Here is a 20863-nt window from a genome sequence, read left to right on the forward strand (position 1 = left end):
AGGGGCATCGGCCGGCAATTGCCAGCGATGGACCGATCTTGCCCGTGGGTTGCACTGGATCGGAGCATCCCGTCAGGCCAGGATGGCGCCGGCTTCGCCGAAGCCCCGTCGGATGCGTTCGGCGACGCTGGGCGCCGTACAGACATAGGTCGGGCTCGGATGCGGCACCGCGATCACCGGCAGGTCGGGCCGCAGACTCGCGAGTGCGGGACGGCTCAGTCCTGCCACGCGCCCGGCCAGAACCACGACGCGCAGGCGTGGCAGACAGGTGAGCAACGGCTCCAGGTAGGGCGCGGCTGCGGCGATTTCGGATCGGCGCGGCGCGCGGTTGCGTGCGCCCGGCGCGTGGATCACCCACGGGACCGCATTCCAGATCACCGTGTCGCCCCGTGCGATGCCAGCCTCTTGGAAGAAGCGAAACAAGTTGGCGGCCGTCTCCGTGGGGTTGTCGCGCGAAACGAAGCCGGTACCGCGCGGGCCCGGCGTTTCCAGCAACAGCAGAAGCCGCGCATCGACACCGCCATCGAGGGGGTCCGGCTCCGGCACAGAGGCGTCCCGCTCGGCCGCGATGCGGTGGGCGAGCATGCGCAAGGGTGCGAGATGCGGAGTCGCCAGGAGGTCACGGCGCGCGGCGAGGTCGGCGGGGTCCCGCAGGCTTTTCGGGCGATTCGGGATCACCCGACGAGGCGTACAACAGGGTCCGGCAGGGCGCCGCTCAGCCGGAAGCGTTCGACGCCGCCCTCCCGTGCCAGTTGCTCGGCGAGGTTGTCAGGTCCGCCGAACTGAAAGCCGAGCTGGCTCGCATAGGCCGCGCAGGCCGCGTACTTGGCCGCTTGTGCCGCCGCACCGAACGCGATGACCTGCACCGGCAGTTCGGCGAAGCGATCGCGCAGGGGCTCGCGCGGTTCGGCGTCCCGCACGGTGTAGGGAAAGTCGCGCCACCACAGGATCGGGACGCCGGTGGCGATGGTCGTGAGGGCGTCCACGACCTGAACGTGATCGACGTGACCGCCGACGGCTTGCGGCGCCAGGATCAGGTCGGGTTGCGTCTCGGCCATGAGTTCTCCGAAGGCGCGCACGAGATCCGGTACGATGCCGTCATCGCCCCGAAGCTCCGCGAACAGCTCGGGCGCGCTGGCATAGCCCCGGTGGGGCGCCTCGCGGAACGGCAGATGCCGTGGCGCAGCGATGCCGAGGGCTCGGGCGGCGTCCGCGTCCTCGTCCCGGCGCAGCGCCATGTAGTCGATCTCCGGCCCGAGACCCTTGTCGGTCTGGCAGGCCAGGGCGAACCCCTTCGGGTCGGCCACCGAGCCGGTGAACACCGTCGCCATGGTGACGTGCCAACCGGCCCGCGCCAGCACCGCGAGGGTGCCGCCGCACGAGAAGGCCGCATCGTCGAGGTGCGGCGACAGGGCGAGAACCGCCGGCATCAGAGCAGGTGGGGTTCGGCGCGAAAGCGACAGGTAGGGTCGGGCGGCAGATCGCCGGCGAAGTCCGTGGCCGGCTTCATGCCCGCGACGGCATCGTACACGTCCATGATCCGGCGTCCGACCGCACCCCAGGAATAGACGCGGCGGCATTCCTCCAGGCCGTCCCGGGCGAGGCGCGCGCGCAGGGCGTCGTCCTCGATCACCCGCGTCAGGGCCTCCGCCAAGGCCGGCACGTCACCGGGCTGGACCATGAGCCCGTTCTCGCCATCGCGCAGACAATCGGACACGCCGACCGAATGGGTCGAGACCACGGCGAGACCCGCCGCCATGGCCTCCAGGATGGTGTTGGAGAAGCCCTCCGCATAGGTCGGCGACACAAACACGTCGGCGGCCCGATAGAGGTCCGGCACCGTGTCGTAATCGGCGTAGCCGGTGAAGCGGATTTCAGACTCCGAAAAGTTCAGTTCCGCGGCGCGGGCCTTCGAGGACTCCACATCCGGTCCAATGCCCGAGATGATCGCTTCGAACGGCACCCCACGCGCGCGCACGAGACCGAGGGCGTCGATGAAGTCGAGGACGCCTTTCCGGCGGTCGACGCGGCCATGATAGAACAGGCGCACGGGACCGGCATGGTCCCCGGGTCCCGGCGTGAAGCGCGCGGTGTCGACGGCACCCGGCACGATGGTGAAACGGGCCGGGTCCGAGCCGAGGCGGTCGCAGACTTCGTCGACGAAGGACGGGCCGCCGATGAGCAGAGCGTTGGCGTGGGCCAGCACGTCGCACATGGCGACGCGGTGGGTCTCGCAGCACGAGCCGACCCAGTGACCGTCCCCGCCCTGGATCGAAACCACCGTCGGCACACCGATCGCCTTGGCGGCCAGCAGGGTCGCCCAGCCGGTGGGATACCCATACTGGGCGTGCAGAATATCGAAGGGCTGCCTCTCGTGCTCGCTCCGGATGGTCGCCACCATCGTGTCGATGTCGCGCTCGAAATCGCCGTCGGTCTGCTCGCCGACCTGTTCGAGGCCGATGACGTTCACGCCCGGAACCGGCGGAGGCGGACCGCCGCCGTAGACGCGGGTGCCGAAATCGTCACCGCGATACTGGCTGATCATCGTCACGTCGTGGCCAGCTTGCACGAGTTCGCGCAGAAGGTTCTGGGCGTAGACGCTCATGCCGGAAATGGCCGGGAAGTAGCGCCGGCTGACGAAGCAGATTCTCACTGGACCGGCTCCGCCCTGGGCTTGCGGCAATTGCGAAGGAATTGGAGTGAGGCCGGGACCATGACGTCGGCCCGGTGGCTCTCGCGGGAGAGTTCGACGCAGATGAGTTGTCGGAAGTCGATGGCATCCAGGGCATCGAGGACGGCGGGTACGTCCATGTCGCCCTCGCCGAAGGGCAGGTGGATGTGCTCGCCGCGCTTCATGTCCTCGATGGCCACCGTGCCGATCCGGTCCTGGAATTCGGCGACCGCCGCGGCGGGATCACGCTCGCCGGTGACGAGGCAGTGGCCGGTGTCGAGGGCGAGGTGCAGGCCCGGAATATCCAGGGCGGCGAAATCGTCGAGGGTCTCGATGAGCATGCCGGGCTCGGGCTCGAGGCATGCCACCACGCCGTGGGCGCGGGCGTAGTCCGTCACCTCCGCCAAGCCTTCGATCAGCCAGTGCCGCGCCTCGGCCCGGTCGATTCCGGGTTTCGGTACACCAGCCCAGAACGAGACCGCCTCGGCCTGAAGGATGGCGCCGATGTCGATGGCGCGCTTGAGGAAACCGATGCGCCGGGCACGACCCACGGCGTCGCCGGTGACCAGGGTCGGCTCGTGCTTGGCTTTCGGATCGAGGAGGAAGCGGGCGCCGGTCTCGATCACCGCACCGAGGCCGAGGCGCTGGAGGCGGCTCGACAGGCTTTGCGCGTCCTGCACCCAATGCTCGGCGAAGGGGTCGAGGTGGTGGATGTCGAGGGTCAGCGCCACGCCCTGGTAGCCGGCATCCGCGATGAGATCGACGGCATCGGTCAGGCGATGATTGGCGGTGCCATTGGTGTTGTAGGCAAAACGCAGGCTCATTCACCTTGTCCCCTGCTGGGCGAGGCGGAACGGTGCGTGGTGCGATTCCGGCTCGCGATAGAGGGGATAATGCGACCCGACGATCTGGTCGGCCAGTGCCGTATCGAACAGGGGCTGACCGCCGAAGCGCTCCAGGGCCTCGGGTGTCAACCGCACGGGGCGAAGGGTCTCGCTGGCCTCTCCGAACCGGATCAACGGGTGGTCGCGCGCGATGAGCTTTTGCGTGTTGCGCTCGCCGATGCGGTGATAGCTCATGGTCTCGACCTCGAGCCCCGGCACGATCGCCTTGACCACGCCGACGGAACCGCCGGGCGGCGCGCAATCGACGTAGAGCACGTCGAAGCCGGCCCCTTCCAGGCGCTCGCGGGCGATACGGCCGCGCGCGTGTCCATCGGGAGCGGCGGTCGTCGGCAAGTCCGTGAATTTCTTCGTGCCGCGCTCGGAATACACCGTGTCGCGCAAGGTCGCGGCCAGATCCTCGGGCGGCAGGACGATCCATTCCAGCATGGCCTTGAGGGCCCGGCTCTCTTCGAGATCGAGGCTCGGCAGGGCTTTGTCGATGAAGGCCTGAACGTAGCCCGGCGGGGTGACACGCTCGGCGAAGGACAGAGGCCCGTGGCCGAAGGCCTTGCGCACGCGGGCGGCCTGAAATTCGAGCAATGCCTTGCGCAGGGCCCGCTCGCGGTCCGGATCGCAGGCCTCGCCGCAGGCCGACAAGGCGATGGGCACAGGCGTGTCGGCCAAGTTCCGATCGTGGCCCACGACGTAGATGTTGGTCAGGCCGAACTGGTCGGTGGCGAATTTCGGCAGGGCCTTGATGCCGAGCGCATCGAGGCGGTCGAGCATGCCGCGCGTCTCAGGACCGAGCCCCTCCGACAGGTCGAGCATCACCCCCTGGTCGAGGGCGCGGAACAGCAGGCCGTTGCCGTCGCGCTGCAGGAGTTCGAGCAGACCATGACCGAGGGCGAAATCCGTGTCCGGCCCTGCGCCGAGGCCGTTGGTGATGAGGTTGGTGAAGGGCTTGTAGCCCTCGGACAGTTCGAAATAATCCGTCGCGGCGATGTCGAGGGGCATCAACACGGTCTCGCCCGTGCGGGCACGGATGGCGGGCGTCCATTCGAGCACCGAGCCTCGGCCGACGGGGCTGCCGGCCGGCAGACACAGGGTCAGCGGGTCGGCGACGGAGCCGGCGCCGAACACCTTTACGAGGTCCTCGTAGCTGCCGCGCTCCTTCTTGCGCGGCATCACCGCCAACGAGGGCATCAGGTTCTCGGCGATCTCGGCCACGGCCCCGATGAGGGCCTCGTCGTCCGTGGCGCCGTACCCGATGCCGCTCGGCATGGCACCGACGAAGAACGGGTCGTCGAGGAAGAGCGAGACGAACCAGACGGGGATGCCGGTACGATCCAGGGGCGCCAGGGGAAAGCCGACGATGCGCCCCTGCGGCAGGATATCGAGGTAGGCGCGGACGGGCTCGGGCAAGTCGGAGGGCAGGCCTTCGATCTGGCGCGCGGCGCCGTAGGGGTAGGCGCGCGGAGCCTTGACGCGCGGATTGCGGGCTCTGGCGTCCTGATCGTGTTCGCTCACGTGATGATCCGTTCTCAGGCCAGGGCGTCGTAGGCGCGGGCCAGCAGGCGCATGGTATGGAGGTCGCGGGCGGCGCTGTAGGCGGCTCGCTCGCCGGGACGCCGCAGGGCGGAGCCGAAGGCGCGGACCTGTTCGAGGAAGGGCGAGGCCGCGCCGTCGAAGGCGATGTCTTCCGACACGCCGGTTGACCCGTCGATGAACGTGAGACTGCCGCCCGCCACCTGCCCCATGGTGTCGATGGCCGTGAGCTGCCCCGCCGTTCCGGTCACTTCGAGGCGCCGGCGTGGCAGGGCGTCGGGGCAATTGTAGGCGACATGGAGATTGGCGAGCACGCCCGAGCCCGTGCGGCCGATGAGGAGGGCACCATCATCCACGGCGTAATCCTGGGCGCGGGCCTGGGTGAGGGCCGCGAGATCGACGATGGATTCGCCGACGAGGAAATCGACGAGGTCGAGGCCGTGGGGGGCGAGATCCATCAGGGCGCCGCCACCGGCCTTTTTCGGATCGATGCGCCAGTTGTCCTGCCCCGGGACGGAGGCCCAGCTCCGCGGAAGCCAGCAGGCATAGACGATTCTGACCGCCGTGACGGTGCCGAGACGGCCGTCCGCGATCCAGTCTCGCATCGCCCGGTGGGCGGGGTGATGGCGCTGGTCGAAGGCCGTGCCGTAGAAGGTGCTCCCCGCGCCGACCGCCGCCGCCATGGCTTCGGCGTCTGCGAGGCTGGCCGCCATGGGCTTCTCGCATAGGATCGCCTTGCCGGAGCCGACCAACGCCTCGATGGCTTCGCGGTGGAGGTGATTCGGCGTCGCGACATAGACCGCCTCGACCTCGCGGTCGGCGGCGAGATCCGTGAGGTTCGCGTAGGCACGGGCACCCAACGCTTCCGCGGCCGCCCGCGATTCCGAGCCTGGATCGACCACGGCCACGAGCCGATGCCCGGCCGCCCGGATGCCCGGCGCCATATAGTCCCGCGCGACCCAACCGAAGCCGACGATTCCCCAGGCGATCGAATCCATCACCACCGCTCCGGCAGATCGACGAACTCGCGCGCACGGATGCGGTCGAGATCCGGGCTCTCAAGGCCGCCGCTCCAGGCGAGGCTTTCCGGACCGCCCGAATGCGGAGGATAGGTCGCGAGACCGGCATACTCCGCCTCGTAGCGGTCCGACGGCCAGACGATGCGGTAGCCCCCAGTCGGGTCCGGAGCGTAGAGCGGATTGAGGCGCAGCCGCGTTCCGGCGCGTGGCAGGGTGATGCCGTCGACGATGGCACGCGGAGCCGGACGCATACCGGGACCGGCGACGACCGAAAACGCTTCGACTCCGGTGAGATCGCTCGGCGCACGCGGAGAGGGTGCGCGGGCCTCAACGAGGGCGCGGGTCAGCTCCGCGTCATCGTAGACGAGACCATCGGGAAACAACTCCTCGATCTCCGCCGCCGAGACGGCGCGCCCGGCCGAGAAGCCCGGGCAGCCGCTGTTGTGGATGTGGCTCAACACCAGCCAGCCGTCGTCACCGGCATTCTGGCGCAGGTTGTCGAGGACCTCGGCCTTGCCGTCGAGAAAATAGAACGCATCGTTGCAGACCACGAGATCGACGGGCGCACCGGGGATCGGCCAATGCGGTGAGCCGGCATCGAAGCAGACGAGTTGCACGCCCTCTCCGACCACCCAGTGCCGGGCGACCCAGAGCTTGGCGAACACCACGTCGGCCCCGGCGACCTTGAGACCGCGCAGGGCGAAATCCCGCAGATAATGGCCGATGCCGCATGCGAACTCGAATACGCAGACGGGATCGTTCCAATGCGCTTCCAGCAGGGCGAGGCCGCCAAGATAGGTCGGGTCGGTCCAGCGGTTGACGAAGTAATCGCCGACCCGGCCCCACCCAAGAAGGCGCACGGCATCCCGCAGGCTGAGCTTCGCCCGGTCGCGCACGAGTTCATGCAGATCGAGGGCATCGGCCGGTGGCCCGGTCCACCAGTCGTCCTGATCCGCGAGCAGGCCTTCGAGGGCGAGCCCCGTCTCGCCGGAGTCCAGAAGCTTGAGAGTCCTGGCGACGAGCTCGGACCGGTTCGTGCGCAGATAGGGAATGCCGTCGATGACAGGCCAGCGCGCGCCCGTTCCGCTCTCGCGCAGGGAATGCGGGGTGTCCGCCTTGAGGGATTCCCCAGTCTCGGGCGACAGGAGCGCGAACGGAATCATGACGCGGTGTCCACGTGATCGAACCAACGGATCACGGGATATGCATGTCCGTCAGGACGCGATCATGAAACTCCTTCACCGGACCCGCGTGAACGAGTTCCATCTCATCGAGGACCGTACCCATTGTCAGGCCGGCGGCACGCAGGTGCTGGGCGATCTGTAGGACACGGTCGATGCAGTCGGCGGCGTGGAAGGCGCGCCCCTCGGCCGTCGCGTCGTCGGGCAGCACCGCACGGGCACGCGCCACGGTCTCGCGCAAGGCGGGATCGAGTTCGTCCAACGCCCACTGGGTGGTACGGGCCATGATCGGCAGGAGATGCTCACCGAGCAGCATCTCGCCGGTAAAGCCGGCATCGGGCATCGCTGCGTTGTGGAAGTGGTGGCTCATGGCAGCCAGGAACACCAAGGTCGGATCGGCCCGGTAGAACGGGCTCAGGACGACCCCGTAGACCGCGACCATCAGGCAATGTTCCGCGTGATTCTCGGGTGGTTCCAACAAGATGCGGGGCTTGCCCGGACAGGTCACGCCGGCTCTCGGCTGGTGGGCCAGGGCGGAAACGAACCCTGGAAGCGGGCCGGGTACGACGCCGCCCGGTTCACGCAGGCGCGCCCGAAGGCGATCGCGCAAAGCCGTGTCGACGCTGTCGGTGACGGCATCGAACCCGGCGACCAGAACTCCGGATGCGGCGGCAGGATCGAGGCCCACGGCAGCCAGGAAAGCCGCGTCGAGGTCGCAGAGGCGTGCAGCCGCCAACGCCTTGGCGGTGATGTCGAGGGCGACATCCTCCGCAGAAGCGCCGCCCGTGAGGGCACCCCATCCCTGCGCGAACAGACGCTCGGCAATGGAGCCGGTGCGGCCGGCGGCATGAACCCGCTTGAGGTCGTTGAGTTCGACCAGTAGCGGGCGCAGGGCGAGGGGGGCGGCCGGGCCGCCCTCCAGGGACATTGTCATCAGTTCACGCCGAGCCAGTCGAGGAGCATGGTCTGCTGCTTGCCGAAATCGTGCTCGGGACCGCGGCCGTTCTTGACCATGGGTGCCTTGAAGAACGACGACAGCTGCTCCTGGACGCCACCGTCGCCGCGCGACTTGGCGAGATCGAGGACGCGGGCGATCTCGATGACGAGGGGGGCCGCCAGGATCGAGTCCTTGCAGAGGAAGTTGACCTTGATCTGCATACGCTGACCGAGGAAGCCGGTGACGTCGATGTTGTCCCAGGCTTCCTTGTCGTCGCCGCGCGGCCGGTAATAGTGGATGTGGACCAGATGGTCCTCGACGGGATAGCCGAGGATCGAATCCAGCACCGTGCCCTTGGTGTTGAGCTTCGACTGGAGCGAATCCTTGTCGTTGAGGGCGAGGCCGTCACGGTTGCCGAGGATGTTCGTCGAGAACCAACCATCGACATGGAGGGCGCGGGCCTTGAGAGCCGGGGCCAGGACCGTCTTCATCATGGTCTGGCCGGTCTTGCCGTCCTTGCCGGCGACCGGAACGTTCAGGGTCTTGGCCATCTCGAGCAGGGCCGGAACGTCCGCGGCGATGCTCGGGGTGAAGTTCGCATAAGGAACGCCGCTCTTGATCGCCGCGTAAGCGTAGAGCATCGCCGGGCTGATGGATTCGTCGCTGGAATCGAGGCCCTTCTCGAAGGCTTCCGGCGAGTTCAGGGTCGCGGCGGTGAGATCGGGCCAGCGCTCCGTGGAGGCGAGATTGATCACCACCACATCGTCGAGATTGCTCTCGGCCTTGAAGCGGCGAAGGTCGTTGGCGATGACGGACACCGCCTCGCGATGGTCGGCCGCCACGATGCGGTTGGCGCCCTCGATGTTCTTGCAGAACTTCGCGCTGCCCACGGCCGGCCAAGGCTTGATGCCCTTGAGCACCTGGGCGCCGTTCTCGATGTCCTGCTGGCTCAGCACGCCGTGACCCGTGGCCGCGGAGGCGAGATCGTCGTCGTTGAGGTCCCAGCCGGCGAAGACCAGATCCTTGTAGTCGGCCAATCCGGCGACGGAGAGACCGGCCAGAGGCAATCCGTCGAGGCGGTTCGATCCGGATTTGATCATCTCGATGCCCGCGATGGCAGTGGTGGCAACTGCGCCACCCATGCCAACGAACGCAACGCCGACACGGCGACCGGTCTGCATGCTCATTGGAAAAAGGCTTCCTTCATTGGGTCCACGGGGATTGCCGCTCCGCAGATCGGAGCCTCCCGTTAGGCCCTAGCTAACTGGACCGCGTGTGCGTCATTCCAAGTCCAGCGGGAAACGCTTTTTTGCCGCGGTCTGCCTGAACGGCGACCGAACGCTTCGTTAAAACTTCGTGAAAACAGAGCCTTAACCGTCCGTTAAGCGTGCCACGGTTGAATCACGCCGCTGTCCCATTCTGGTCACAGCCGGCGGCGAGACATCGCCGCGCTGAACAAATCGAAGCCGCGCCCATGAAGGCAGCGGCACGAACAAGGACGAAAGATGGGGGTTTTCCCGGAGCCGGCGCCCTGCGCCGACGACGTGAGCCGTCTCGTGCCCAACGAGACCTTTTCCGCAGATCCTTCCGTGGCTTGGTTGCCCCGGACCGAGCGCCGCGCGCGCCGGACCCTCGCCAAAGCTGGACGCCGGACCCTCGCCACCCTCGTGGCCGGGCTGGTGATCGGTGCGGCCCTCCCGCAGAACGCCCTGGCACCCGCAGCGGCCGCTCATGCTCGTATCGACGAGCGGGACTTCGCGATCCGCACATCAGTGCGACCACAGGTCGAACATCAGCCGAACGCACAGGACTGGGCCGGAGTTCCCGTCGTCGAGCAGGAACCGGCGACGCTGGCCCTCATCGCCGACGACCTCGCCACGCTCGTCCCGATCCGCGACGGCGCCGGAACGGAACGCCTCCGCTTCGGTGACATGGCCGTGCCCCGCGAGATCGTCGAAACGATCCTGCGCGCGGCCAGCGAGACCGGCGTCGACCCCGTCTACATGATGGCGCTCGCCGACAAGGAATCGAGCTTCTCCACCACGGTGAAGGCGGCCACCTCTTCGGCCGAAGGACTGTTCCAGTTCCTCAGCAGCACCTGGCTCGAACTCATCCGCACCTACGGCGCCCGGCACGGTCTCGAGACCGAGGCCGCTGCGGTGTCGGGGCGCGGCAGCGCCATCACGATTTCCGACGAGGCCACCCGCACCCGCGTCCTGCGCCTGCGCCAAGACCCCTATGTCGCGGCCCTGATGGCTGGGGAACTCGTCAAGCGCGACCGCGGCCGGATCGAGCAGCGCATCGGCCGGGACCTCACCACGGCGGAGCTCTACTTCGCGCATTTCCTCGGGACGGCCAGCGCCGGACGCTTCCTCGCCCTGAACGCGGACAAGCCGGGCCAGGTGGCCAAGCAGGTGTTCAAGGCCGCGGCGAAGGCCAATCGCAGCCTGTTCACGGAGAAGGCCGGCAAGGGCCGACGCAGCCTCACGGTCGCGGAAGTGCGGGAGAAGATCGGCGGGATGATCGACCGGCGCCTCGATCAGTACGAGGGCGTCGCGGCCCTCGTCGCGCCCGAGGTCAAGGTCGAACTGCCCGCCCTCGAAGCCGATGCCGGGGAGGCGGCCCCCATCCACCGCGTCCGGGTGACCGAGGCGACGCCGGCTGAGTAGGGCGACGGAACATAGCCCGCCGCGAAGGAAACGGTTTAGAACCCGCACACGCGACGGCCCCGCCCCTGTGGGTGCCGACGACCGTCGAGTGCCCCCATGAAGTCCGTCGACCCCGAACACCCGCGTCCCGATGGGCCTTCGCCGCAGGATGCCCGAGGCAAGGATGCCCAAGGCAAGGGAGCCTCGTCCGAGAGCGAGGCGGCCCGTGCCGCAGCCCGCGAGGCCGCCGCCGCAGCCCGCACCCTCGGGCGCCAACTCGGAGTCCTCCTGGGGAGTGCGGCCCGCACGGGCGGACGTGGCGCGACCGGCGCCGCGCGCGCATCGGGGCAAGCCTTCACCCGGTTGGCCGGTCGCCTCGGATCCGGCCGGCGGCAAGGGCCGGAGACGGCGGAAGGGCCTGCCGCTGCGTCCCCCGTGTCCCCCACGCCCGCGCCCATTGCCGCCCCAAATCCGCGTTGGGGCGGGCGCCTGCGCGGGCGACCGGTCCTCCTGGCGATCCTCGCCCTCGTCGCCCTGCCGACGGTGCTTCTGGCCGGCCTCGTCCTCTACAGCTTCGTCACCCTGCCGCCGCTCGGCGGCGTTGTGCCGGAGGCCGGCCAACGGGCGCTTACGGTCGAGGCCGACGACGGCCGGGTCTTCGCCACACGCGGTGCGTTCCAGGGTCAGAAGCTCGTTGCCGCCGATCTGCCGCCGCACATGGCCCAGGCGATCATCGCCATCGAGGACCGGCGCTTCCGCTCGCATTGGGGCGTCGATCCGCGTGGGCTCCTGCGGGCGATGTGGCGCAACACGTCGGGCGGCGGTGTCCGCGAGGGCGGTTCGACCATCACGCAGCAATATGTCCGCCTCACCTCCCTGACCCAGGAGAAGACCCTGCGGCGCAAGATCCAGGAAGCGTTCCTGGCCCTGCGCGTCGAGGCGACGATGTCGAAGGACGACATCCTCCTCGGCTACCTCAACACCGCCTATTTCGGAGCCGGCGCCTACGGCCTCGATGCCGCCAGCCGGCGCTACTTCGGCAAGGGCGCCAAAGCGCTGACCCTGCCGGAATCGGCGATGCTCGCCGGCCTCGTGCGCGCCCCTTCGCAGCTGGCGCCCACCCGCAATTTCGGCGGCGCCAAGGAGCGGGCCGACGTCGTGCTCCAGACCATGGTGGAGACCGGCGCGATCACGGCCGTCGAGGCGGACAAGGCCCGCGCCGAGACCATCACGCTCCGGACGCCACCCGAGACCCCGCCGGGCACCAACTATTTCCTCGATCTGGTGTCGGGCGAAGCCAAGCGACTCGCCGACACCACCGGGGACGTGACCGTCCGGACCACACTGAACCTCGATCTGCAGAGTCTGGCCGAGGGTGTGGTAGCCCGGCGGATGGATGCCGAAGGGGCGAAGAAGAAGGCGGGCCAGGCCGCCATGGTGGTGATGAACAAGGAGGGCGCGATCCTCGCCATGGTGGGTGGGCGCGACTACGAGGACAGCCAGTTCAACCGCGCCACACAGGCCAAGCGTCAGGCCGGCTCCCTATTCAAGCTGTTCGTGTACCTCACCGCCTACGAGACCGGGTTCACGCCGGAGACCGTTCTCGTCGATCAGCCGACGCAGATCGGCGACTGGGAGCCGCAGAATTCCACCGGCCGGTTCAAGGGCGCGATGCCCCTGCGCTCGGCCTTCGCGCAGTCGATCAACACCGTGGCGGCGCAGCTCGCCGACGAGATCGGCATCCCGGCCGTCATCGCGACGGCCCGCCGCCTCGGCGTCGTCTCCGAGTTGCCCAACGTGCCGAGCCTCGCCCTCGGCTCGGCCGAGGTGACACTGCTGGAGATGACCCGCGCCTACGCGGGCGTGCTGGCCGGCGCCGTGCCGGTGGATGCCCACAGCGTCCATGCCATCCGGGGCGGCGCGCCGCAGCCGCTCTACCTGCGCCCCGAAGCACGGCCCGGCACAGCCCTGCCGACCCAGGCGCGGGCGATGATGCTCGATTCGCTTCAGGCCGTGGTCGACGGCGGCACCGGTAAGGCCGCGCGGGTGCAGGGCATGCCGGTGGGTGGCAAGACCGGAACGACCCAGGATTATCGCGACGCCTGGTTCGTCGGAATGACCCCGGATCTCGTCGTGGGGGTCTGGGTCGGCAACGACGACAATACGTCGATGAACCGCGTCGGCGGCGGCGACATTCCAGCCGCCCTGTTCCGGGATTTCGTCCAGCGTGCCGCCGCCCAGATGGCGCGCGGGCGCAAACGCCCCTCCGCCGCCCGGGCCGAACCGGCGCCCGCCCGGGATGTGGCACCCGCCGTGTCGGGAGCGGCGATCCGCGGCGTCCCGGAGGTGGTGGATACCGGAACCCTGGCCTTCCGCGGCCGCACGGTTAGGCTTCTGGGCGTCGACGGCGAGGGTGGAGCACTCGCCCGCCAGCTCGCACGCTATCTGCGTCGACGCGAAGTGATCTGTACGGCCGCCGCGGGGGCCGATGCCGGACCCCTGCGCTGTCAGATCGACGGCGACGACCTGGCATCCCTCATTCTCGCGGCCGGCGGCGCCCGGGCTTCGGCGGATGCCCCGTCCGATCTCCTCGCGGCCGAGGAACAAGCCCGCTCCGAGCGTGCGGGATTGTGGCGGCGGGAGCGCTGACGCGGGGGGGGGGGGGGGGGGGGGCACTTGGCCTCCCGCCCTGAAAAAAGTCTTGGCGAGCGAAGCTGACCGGGACTTCTCTAACGTCAGGCCAGGGGGGAGACGCCGGCTCAGGCCGCCCGCACGGTGGCGAGGAAACGTCCGACTTCCGAGCCGAGATGCTCGCTCTGGCGCGAGAGGTCCGAGGCGGCGGTGAGCACGTGGCCGGCGGCCTCGCCCGTGCCGGCAGCGGCCGTCGCGACGCCACCGATATTGGCGGTGACCTCGTTGGTGCCGACGGCGGCCTGGGCCACGTTGCGCACGATCTCCTGGGTCGCGGCGCCCTGCTCCTCGACGGCGGCGGCGATGGTAGTCGCCACGGAACTCATCTCGCGGACGCGACCGGCGATGCCGTCGATGGCCGAGACGGCCTGATGGGTGGCGGCCTGGATCTCGCCGATCTGGCGCGTGATCTCCTCCGTGGCCCGCGCCGTCTGACCGGCGAGTTCCTTCACTTCTGTGGCGACGACGGCGAAGCCCCGTCCGGCCTCGCCTGCGCGCGCCGCCTCGATGGTGGCGTTGAGCGCCAACAGGTTGGTCTGGCCCGCGATGGTGGTGATCAGACCGACGACATCGCCGATCTTGGCGGCGCCCCGGCTCAGGGCCGCGACCAGACCCGCAGTCTCGGCCGCCTGCTCCACCGCACCGCTCGCGAGGCTTGCGGCCGAATCGGCCTGGCGACCGATCTCCTGCACGGACGCTCCGAGTTCCTCGGCGGCGGCGGCCACCATCGTGACGTTGGTGGCGGCGAGATCGGCGGCGACGGCCACCTGATTCGATTGGCTGCTCGTCTGCGAGGCCGTCACGGTCATGGACTGTGCGGTGGCCTGCAGTTCCGTGGAGGCCGACGACACGGCGGTGATGATGCCGCCGACGGCACCCTCGAAGGACTCGGCGAGTTCGCGCATGGCGGCCTTGCGCTGGGCTTCGACCCCGGCGCGGGCCAGCTCGGCGTCCGCTTCGAGCTGACGCGTCCGGATCATGGTGTCCTTGAAGACGGACACGGCCTGCGCCATCGCGCCGATCTCGTCGCGCTGCCCGAGCCCCGGAACAGCGACGGTGAGATCGTTGCCGGCAAGGCGGCTCATGGTGCGCGTCATGCCGTCGATGGGGCGGCCGATGCCGATCTGGAGCAGCACCAGGGCCAACCCGGCGATGAGCACCATGCCGGCCAAACCGAGCACGCTGGTGAGCCAGGCGGCATCGCTCGCCCGAACGGCCTCCTCGGCGCGAATCTTGAGTAGCGCCGACTCCACCCCGGCGATTTCCGTGGCCTTGGCGCGGAACGCATCCATGCCTGCCTTGCCGATCCCGGAGGCTTCGAGCCCGCGCGCCTCCTCCCGCGTCGCAGGATCGCGCATCAGTCGGATCTCGCGCTGGGCGACCTCGTCGTGCCACCGACGCGCCAGGTCGCCGAGCGTACCCAGGCGCTCCTGTTGCGCCGCGTTGTCGGCGGTGAGCGTGCGGGCCGAGGCCAGGGAAGCCTCGAACGTCCGGGTCCCGGCGGTGAAGGGGGCCAGGAAAGCGTCATCGCCCGAGATGAGGAAGCCGCGGACGCCGGTTTCCCGATCGACCATCGCACCGGTGAGGCGGCTGATCTCGCCCAGGACCGCGTGGGTGTGCTCCGCCCAACGGCCCGTTTCCGAGACGACAGCCATGTTGCGCAGCGTCATGACGGATGAGGCGACGGCGACGAGGACGATCAGCGCGAGGGCCGCGCCGATCTTCGTTGCGATTCTGAGGTTACGGATTCGCGCCAACATGACACTTGCCTTGGTGAGGTCCTCCCCGGCACCGAGTCTCGGGCACGGTGGGAGAATGGGGGTTCCTCGGCAATCGCACCCCTGCCTCACCAAACGGTGAACTGTCCTAAAGTTTGTTAGGGAAGCGCAGGCGCGTCGCTGCGCGAACCACCCGCAGGCAAGCGCTTCGGGCCGGCGCCGGTCCGGCACGATCGTGGGTGCACGAGGGCGCTCTCAGCCGAAGTCGAGCCGGTTCGGCGGAAAAAAGCGCGCCAAAACACAGGCCTCGCGATGTGTCCCGGCCCAACGTGGTCGAGCGCAGCTTTAGCGGAACGGCGGTTCGTCGAAGCTCCGCAGCTTGCGCGAATGCAGGCCGTGACGGTCGGCGCGCAGGATATCGAGGGCCGAGAGACCGATGAGGAGGTGCTCGGCGACGGCACGCTCGTAGAAGGCGTTGGCGGCGCCCGGCAGCTTGATCTCGCCGTGGAGCGGCTTGTCCGACACGCACAGCAGGGTGCCGTAGGGGACCCGCAGGCGGTAGCCCTGGGCCGCGACGGTGCCGCTCTCCATGTCGACGCCGATGGCGCGCGACAGGTTGATCCGCCGCCGCTCCTGGGAGAAGCGCAGTTCCCAGTTCCGGTCGTCGTAGGTCACCACGGTGCCGGTGCGAAGGCGGCGCTTGAGAGCGTCGCTGGCCTCCCCGGTGACGCTGGCGGCCGCGGCCTGGAGGGCGAGTTGCACTTCGGCGAGTGCCGGCACCGGCACATCGGGCGGGACCAGCTCGTCGAGGATCCGGTCACGGCGCAGATAGCCATGAGCGAGCACGTAGTCGCCGATGGTCTGCGACTGGCGCAGACCTCCGCAATGGCCGACCATGAGCCAGCAATGCGGGCGCAGCACCGCGAGGTGATCGGTGATGGTCTTCGCGTTGGACGGACCGACGCCGATATTGACCAGGGTCGTGCCCTGTTGGCTGCCGTCGGGCCCGCGCGCCACGAGGTGATAGGCGGGCATCTGGTACTTGTGCCAGGGCGATGCGGCGATGAGCGCCGTCGGATCGACGGACGCCGCCTCCCCCTGCGAAACAGAGATGCCGCCGGGCAGGATCATCCGCTCGAAGCCGTCGTCGCCGCGCGCGAGGCGTTCGAGGCCGTGGCGGATGAAACCGTCGACGTAGCGATGGTAGTTCGTCAACAGGATCCAGGGCTGCACGTCGCCCCAGTCGCTGCCGGTGTAGTGAACGAGGCGGCGCAGGGAATAGTCGGTCCGGATCGCATCGAACAGGGCCAGGGGGCGCGGCGCGTCGGGCGCGTCCTGCCACAGGCCGTCGGCGATCTCGTCGCCCACCACGGACAGAAGGGGGACGGGAAAGTAGGTGGCGAGATCGCGGGGCGTGACTCCGCTTCGCCCGAGATCGAGGCCGGGCTCGAGGACGTAGGGATACGGGATTTCCTGCGCGCTCAAGCCGACTTCGAGGCTCGCGCCGTAGTCGCGGACCAGCGGCGTCAGCTGTTCGAGGAGATACCCGCGAAAATGTCCCGGCTGGGTCACGGTCGTGGCGTAGGTGCCCGGTGCCTGGAACTTCGCCGTCGCGCGGGTGACCTGCGGCATCGGCCCCGACGGCTGATAGGTGACGCGCAACTCGGGGTAGCGGAATTGCAGCCGCTCCGTCGCGTCGGGGGCCGGACCGCCGTCGAGGTAACGGGCCAACGCCGATTGCAGCGCATCCGTGGCCCCGGCGTGTAGGGCGGCGAGCCGGTCCACGGCGGTCTCGGGATCGGATACGGATTCCATCGGTCGCAATTCGTCGCGGATCACGGTGTCTCCTCGCTGAATCCCCACACGGGGCTGTACACCGCCGCCGCGCGTGGCGCGACCGGCCGCAGGGTTGCGGTGGGGTGCCAAAGCATCCGACATGCCGGTTCAGCCGGAGCCCTTTCCCTATGACGCAGACCGCCGAACGCCGTCCCGGAGAGGACACCATCCCGCTGCCCGAGGCCTTCGACGCGGGCGTGTACTTCATCGGCCGCATCCGCACGCCGTGGCCCGGACGTCGGGACTGCCCGAAGAACGGCCTCCAGACCGATGCGGTCTGCACCCTGGTGCTCGATCCGGCCTATACGCCCGGGTTACAAAACCTCGCCGGCGCGAGCCATCTCATCGTGCTTTACTGGATGGACGAGGCCGCCCGCGACATCATCCGCCAGCGCCCGCGCCATGCCGACGGGAGCCGGGGCACGTTCTCGCTTCGCTCGCCGGCCCGGCCCAACCCCATCGCCCTGTCGGTGGTGGAGAACCTCGGGATCGACGGCGTCCATGTCAGGGTCCGCGGCCTCGATTGTCGCGACGGCACGCCGCTCCTCGACATCAAGCCGTATTACGCCTCGACGGATTCGCGCCCCGACGCGACGGTGGAGCGCGCCGGGGCGGACTGATCAGGCCGAAGAATTCAGGCGGCGTGGACCTGCCCGTCGGCGCCATGCGTCTTCCGAGGCGTGCCCTTCGGCGGCGCCTTGATCCGGTACCAGCCGACATAGAGGGCCGGCAGGAAGAACAGGGTCAGGAAGGTGGCGGCGAGGATGCCACCGATCATGGCGTAGGCCATCGGCCCCCAGAACACCTCGCGGGCGATGGGGACGAGACCGAAGCTCGCCGCCGCCGCCGTCAGCAGGATCGGACGCATGCGGTGGCAGGTGGCGTCGACCACGGCGTCCCAGGGAGCCAGCCCGTCGCGCTCGTACTCGTCGATCTGGGTCACCAGGATCACCGAGTTGCGCACGATGATGCCGATGAGGGCGAGGATTCCGAGGATCGCCACGAACCCCATGGGCTTGTCGAACAGGAGAAGGGCGGCCGCGACGCCGATGATCCCGAGGGGCGCCACGCTCGCGACGAGAAACAGCTTCTGGAAGCTCTGCAGCTGGATCATCAGGAACACCGCCATGGTCAGCAGCATCACGGGGGCCACCGCCGCGATGGGCCCCTGGCCCTTGGCGCTCTCCTCCACGGCGCCGCCCACCGCGAGGGTGTAGCCGTCGGGGAGCGACTTTCCGAAGGCGGTGATACTCTTGTCGAGCTCGGTCACCACGGTCTGGGGCTGGGTGCCGTCCGCGATGGAGGCGCGGACCGTGATGGTCGGCAAGCGGTCCCGGCGCCAGACGATGGGCTGCTCCAGCTCGTAGCCGATGGTGGCGAAGGCGAGCAGCGGCACCACGCTGCCGTTGGCCAGCGGAATCTGCAGGGTCTGGAGGGTGTCGAGGGAGTTGCGCTCCACTGCCTGGGCACGGCCGACCACGTCGACGAGGTAGATCGAATCGCGCACCTGGGTGATGGCCCGGCCACCGACGATGCCGTTGAGCAGCCCGGCGATATCCTCGGACGTGACCCCGAGCTGGCGCGCCTTGTCCTGGATGATGTCGACCTTCAGCACCTTGCCGGGCTCGTTCCAGTCGAAGGTCGGCACGTTGAGGTGGGCATTGCCGCCGACGATGTTGGCGAGCGCGAGGGCATGCCCGCGCAGGGCCTGGAGATCGGGACCGCTGAGGCGGTACTGCACCGGACGCCCCACGGGCGGGCCGAGGTCGAGGGAGTGGATGAGGAAATCGGTGCCCACGAACTGGTCTCGGGCCAGCGCCTCGAGCTTCGTCTTCATGCGCTCGCGCGCTTCGATGGATTTCGTCTCGATGACGATCTGGCCAAAGAAGGCATTGCCGAGCTGCTGGTCGAGGGGCAGGTAGAAGCGTACGGCGCCCTGGCCGACATAGGAACTCCAGCGCGCGATCTCGGGATCGCCCTTCAGGGTCGCCTCGAAGCGGTCCATCTGGGCCTTGGTCTCGGCGATGCTGGCATTCTGCGGAAGCGTCATGTCGACCAGGAGTTCGGGCCGGTCGGAAGCCGGGAAGAACTGCTGCTGGACGTGGCCCATGCCGACGATGGCGGCGGCCAGGAGGCCGATGCAGGCCGCCACCGTGGTCCAGCGCCAGCGCATGGCAGCGAGCAGCGCCGCCGTGAACATCCGCATCAGGCGACCGGGCCTGTCGTGGTCCTTGTGCTTCATGGTCGCCGGCAGGAGCTTCACGCCGATGAGGGGCGCGAACAGCACCGCCACCACCCAGGAGACGAGGAGCGACGCGGCTATGACGACGAACAGGCTGTAGGTGTACTCGCCCGCAGAGGACCCGTTGAAACCGATGGGCAGGAAGCCCGCCACGGTCACGAGGGTGCCGGTCAGCATCGGGAAGGCCGTGGAGGTGTAGGCGAAGGTCGCGGCTTTCTTGAGGTTGTCGCCGACTTCCAGGCGCGCCACCATCATCTCGACGGTGATCATCGCGTCGTCCACGAGCAATCCGAGGGCGATGATGAGGGCGCCGAGGGAGATGCGCTGGAGGGTCACCCCCATCACCTGCATCACCACGAACACGATGGCGAGCACCAAGGGGATCGACAGGGAGACCACGAGGCCGGCGCGCCAGCCGAGGCTGACGAAGCTGACGGCGAGCACGATGACCACCGCCTCCACCAGGGCCTTGGTGAAGCCGCCCACAGCCTCCTCCACGATCTTGGGCTGATCCGACACGAGATGGATGCCGACGCCTACGGGCAACTCGCCTTCGAGCTTGCGCATGCGAGCCTTGAGGTCGTGGCCGAAGGTGAGGAGATTACCCGATGGCTGCATGGCGATGGCGAGACCGATGGCCGGCTCGCCGTTGAAGCGGAACAGGGCGGTCGGTGGATCGGTGAAGCCGCGTGAGATCTCCGCGACGTCCGACAGGCGGAAGAAACGGTCGTTGACCCGCAGATTGATGGCCCTGAGACTGTCCTCGGAGATGAATTGCCCGCCGACCCTTACGGAGACCCGCTCGGGCCCGGCCTGGATCACACCGGACGGCGTGATGGCGTTCTGGGATTGCAGGGTTCTGATCACGGAATTCATGTCGAGGCCGAGGCCCGCGAGCTTTCGCACGGAGAAGTCGAGGTAGATCACCTCGTCCTGGGCACCGAGGAGGATCATCTTCCCGGCGTTGGGCACCGACTTCACCGCAGCGCGCACCCGTTCCACGTAGTCGCGGAGCTGGCGCATGCTGACGCCGTCTGCCGTGAAGGCGTAGACGTTGCCGAACACGTCACCGAACTCGTCGTTGAAGAACGGGCCCTGCATTCCCTGCGGGAACGTGCCTTGGATATCGCCGATGCGCTTCCTGACCTGATAGAAGATCGCCGGAATCGTCTTCGGCGGCGTAGTCTCGCGCAATTGCACGAACACCGTGGCCTGGCCGGGCGTGGTGTAGGAGCGGCTGAAATCGACGGCGTCGATCTGTTGCAGTTCCTTCTCGATTCGCTCGGTCACCTGATCGAGGGTGTCGCCGATGGTGGCGCCGGGCCAGCGCGCCTGCACGATCATGGTCTTGATGGCGAAGGGCGGGTCCTCCTCGCGGCCGAGCTTCTCGTAGGCCAGCACGCCGGCGATCACCGAGATCAGCATCAGGAACCAGACGAAGGAGCGGTGCTCCAGGGCCCATTCCGACAGGTTGAAGTTCTTCACGGGGTC

At 68.6% G+C, this 20863-nt stretch carries 15 protein-coding genes; 3 read left to right on the forward strand and 12 right to left on the reverse strand.

Going from position 1 to position 20863, the window contains the following annotated elements; all coding sequences use genetic code 11:
* Nucleotides 1–72 precede the first annotated feature (72 nt).
* The 9 genes from ASF22_RS15550 to ASF22_RS15590 are packed head-to-tail and all read right to left on the reverse strand — an operon-like array spanning nt 73 to nt 9424.
* On the reverse strand, nt 73–678 hold the full coding sequence (locus ASF22_RS15550; protein ID WP_056265964.1) for a uracil-DNA glycosylase: 606 nt from the start codon (nt 676–678) through the stop codon (nt 73–75).
* The gene (locus ASF22_RS15555) at nt 675–1430 is read right to left on the reverse strand and encodes a PIG-L family deacetylase (protein WP_056265970.1); all 756 of its coding nucleotides are present in this window, start codon (nt 1428–1430) and stop codon (nt 675–677) included. The genes ASF22_RS15550 and ASF22_RS15555 overlap by 4 nt, the downstream gene beginning before the upstream one ends.
* Complete coding sequence (locus tag ASF22_RS15560) at nt 1430–2653, reverse strand: glycosyltransferase family 4 protein (RefSeq protein WP_056265973.1); 1224 nt, start codon at nt 2651–2653, stop codon at nt 1430–1432. Before ASF22_RS15560 ends, ASF22_RS15555 begins: the two co-directional genes overlap by 1 nt.
* The gene (locus ASF22_RS15565; protein ID WP_056265975.1) at nt 2650–3495 is read right to left on the reverse strand and encodes a sugar phosphate isomerase/epimerase family protein; all 846 of its coding nucleotides are present in this window, start codon (nt 3493–3495) and stop codon (nt 2650–2652) included. The genes ASF22_RS15560 and ASF22_RS15565 overlap by 4 nt, the downstream gene beginning before the upstream one ends.
* Nucleotides 3496–5082 (reverse strand): YcaO-like family protein, encoded by a 1587-nt coding sequence (locus ASF22_RS15570; RefSeq protein WP_056265978.1) that lies wholly within the window; start codon nt 5080–5082, stop codon nt 3496–3498.
* 14 nt (nt 5083–5096) lie between these two features.
* The gene (locus tag ASF22_RS15575) at nt 5097–6098 is read right to left on the reverse strand and encodes a Gfo/Idh/MocA family oxidoreductase (RefSeq protein WP_056265980.1); all 1002 of its coding nucleotides are present in this window, start codon (nt 6096–6098) and stop codon (nt 5097–5099) included.
* Entirely contained in the window at nt 6098–7282 is a 1185-nt protein-coding gene (locus ASF22_RS15580) for a methyltransferase domain-containing protein (RefSeq protein ID WP_056265982.1), read from the reverse strand. The genes ASF22_RS15575 and ASF22_RS15580 overlap by 1 nt, the downstream gene beginning before the upstream one ends.
* A 31-nt stretch (nt 7283–7313) precedes the next feature.
* Nucleotides 7314–8234, reverse strand: a complete 921-nt coding sequence (locus ASF22_RS15585; RefSeq protein ID WP_056171762.1) for a hypothetical protein — start codon at nt 8232–8234, stop codon at nt 7314–7316.
* Nucleotides 8234–9424, reverse strand: a complete 1191-nt coding sequence (locus ASF22_RS15590; protein WP_056171764.1) for an inositol-3-phosphate synthase — start codon at nt 9422–9424, stop codon at nt 8234–8236. Before ASF22_RS15590 ends, ASF22_RS15585 begins: the two co-directional genes overlap by 1 nt.
* Nucleotides 9425–9826: 402 nt before the next feature.
* Here ASF22_RS15590 and ASF22_RS15595 point away from each other — a divergent pair, with 402 nt between their 5' ends.
* The gene (locus ASF22_RS15595) at nt 9827–10906 is read left to right on the forward strand and encodes a transglycosylase SLT domain-containing protein (RefSeq protein WP_348271153.1); all 1080 of its coding nucleotides are present in this window, start codon (nt 9827–9829) and stop codon (nt 10904–10906) included.
* Between the two features lie 96 nt (nt 10907–11002).
* Entirely contained in the window at nt 11003–13534 is a 2532-nt protein-coding gene (locus ASF22_RS15600; RefSeq protein ID WP_056265988.1) for a PBP1A family penicillin-binding protein, read from the forward strand.
* A gap of 110 nt (nt 13535–13644) precedes the next feature.
* Here the strand turns inward: ASF22_RS15600 and ASF22_RS15605 are convergent, their stop codons facing one another.
* Nucleotides 13645–15336, reverse strand: a complete 1692-nt coding sequence (locus ASF22_RS15605) for a CHASE3 domain-containing protein (RefSeq protein WP_056265990.1) — start codon at nt 15334–15336, stop codon at nt 13645–13647.
* Nucleotides 15337–15639: 303 nt separating this feature from the next.
* On the reverse strand, nt 15640–17109 hold the full coding sequence (locus ASF22_RS15610; protein ID WP_210166257.1) for an AMP nucleosidase: 1470 nt from the start codon (nt 17107–17109) through the stop codon (nt 15640–15642).
* Between the two features lie 149 nt (nt 17110–17258).
* Between ASF22_RS15610 and tsaA the strand changes: the two genes are divergently transcribed.
* Nucleotides 17259–17750 (forward strand): tRNA (N6-threonylcarbamoyladenosine(37)-N6)-methyltransferase TrmO, encoded by a 492-nt coding sequence (tsaA, locus tag ASF22_RS15615; protein ID WP_056265995.1) that lies wholly within the window; start codon nt 17259–17261, stop codon nt 17748–17750.
* A 14-nt stretch (nt 17751–17764) separates the two neighbouring features.
* On the opposite strand, the gene ASF22_RS15620 is transcribed toward tsaA, so the two are convergent.
* The gene (locus tag ASF22_RS15620; RefSeq protein WP_056265998.1) at nt 17765–20857 is read right to left on the reverse strand and encodes an efflux RND transporter permease subunit; all 3093 of its coding nucleotides are present in this window, start codon (nt 20855–20857) and stop codon (nt 17765–17767) included.
* Nucleotides 20858–20863: the final 6 nt, after the last annotated feature.

Source organism: Methylobacterium sp. Leaf87 (assembly GCF_001422775.1).
GTDB lineage: Bacteria > Pseudomonadota > Alphaproteobacteria > Rhizobiales > Beijerinckiaceae > Methylobacterium.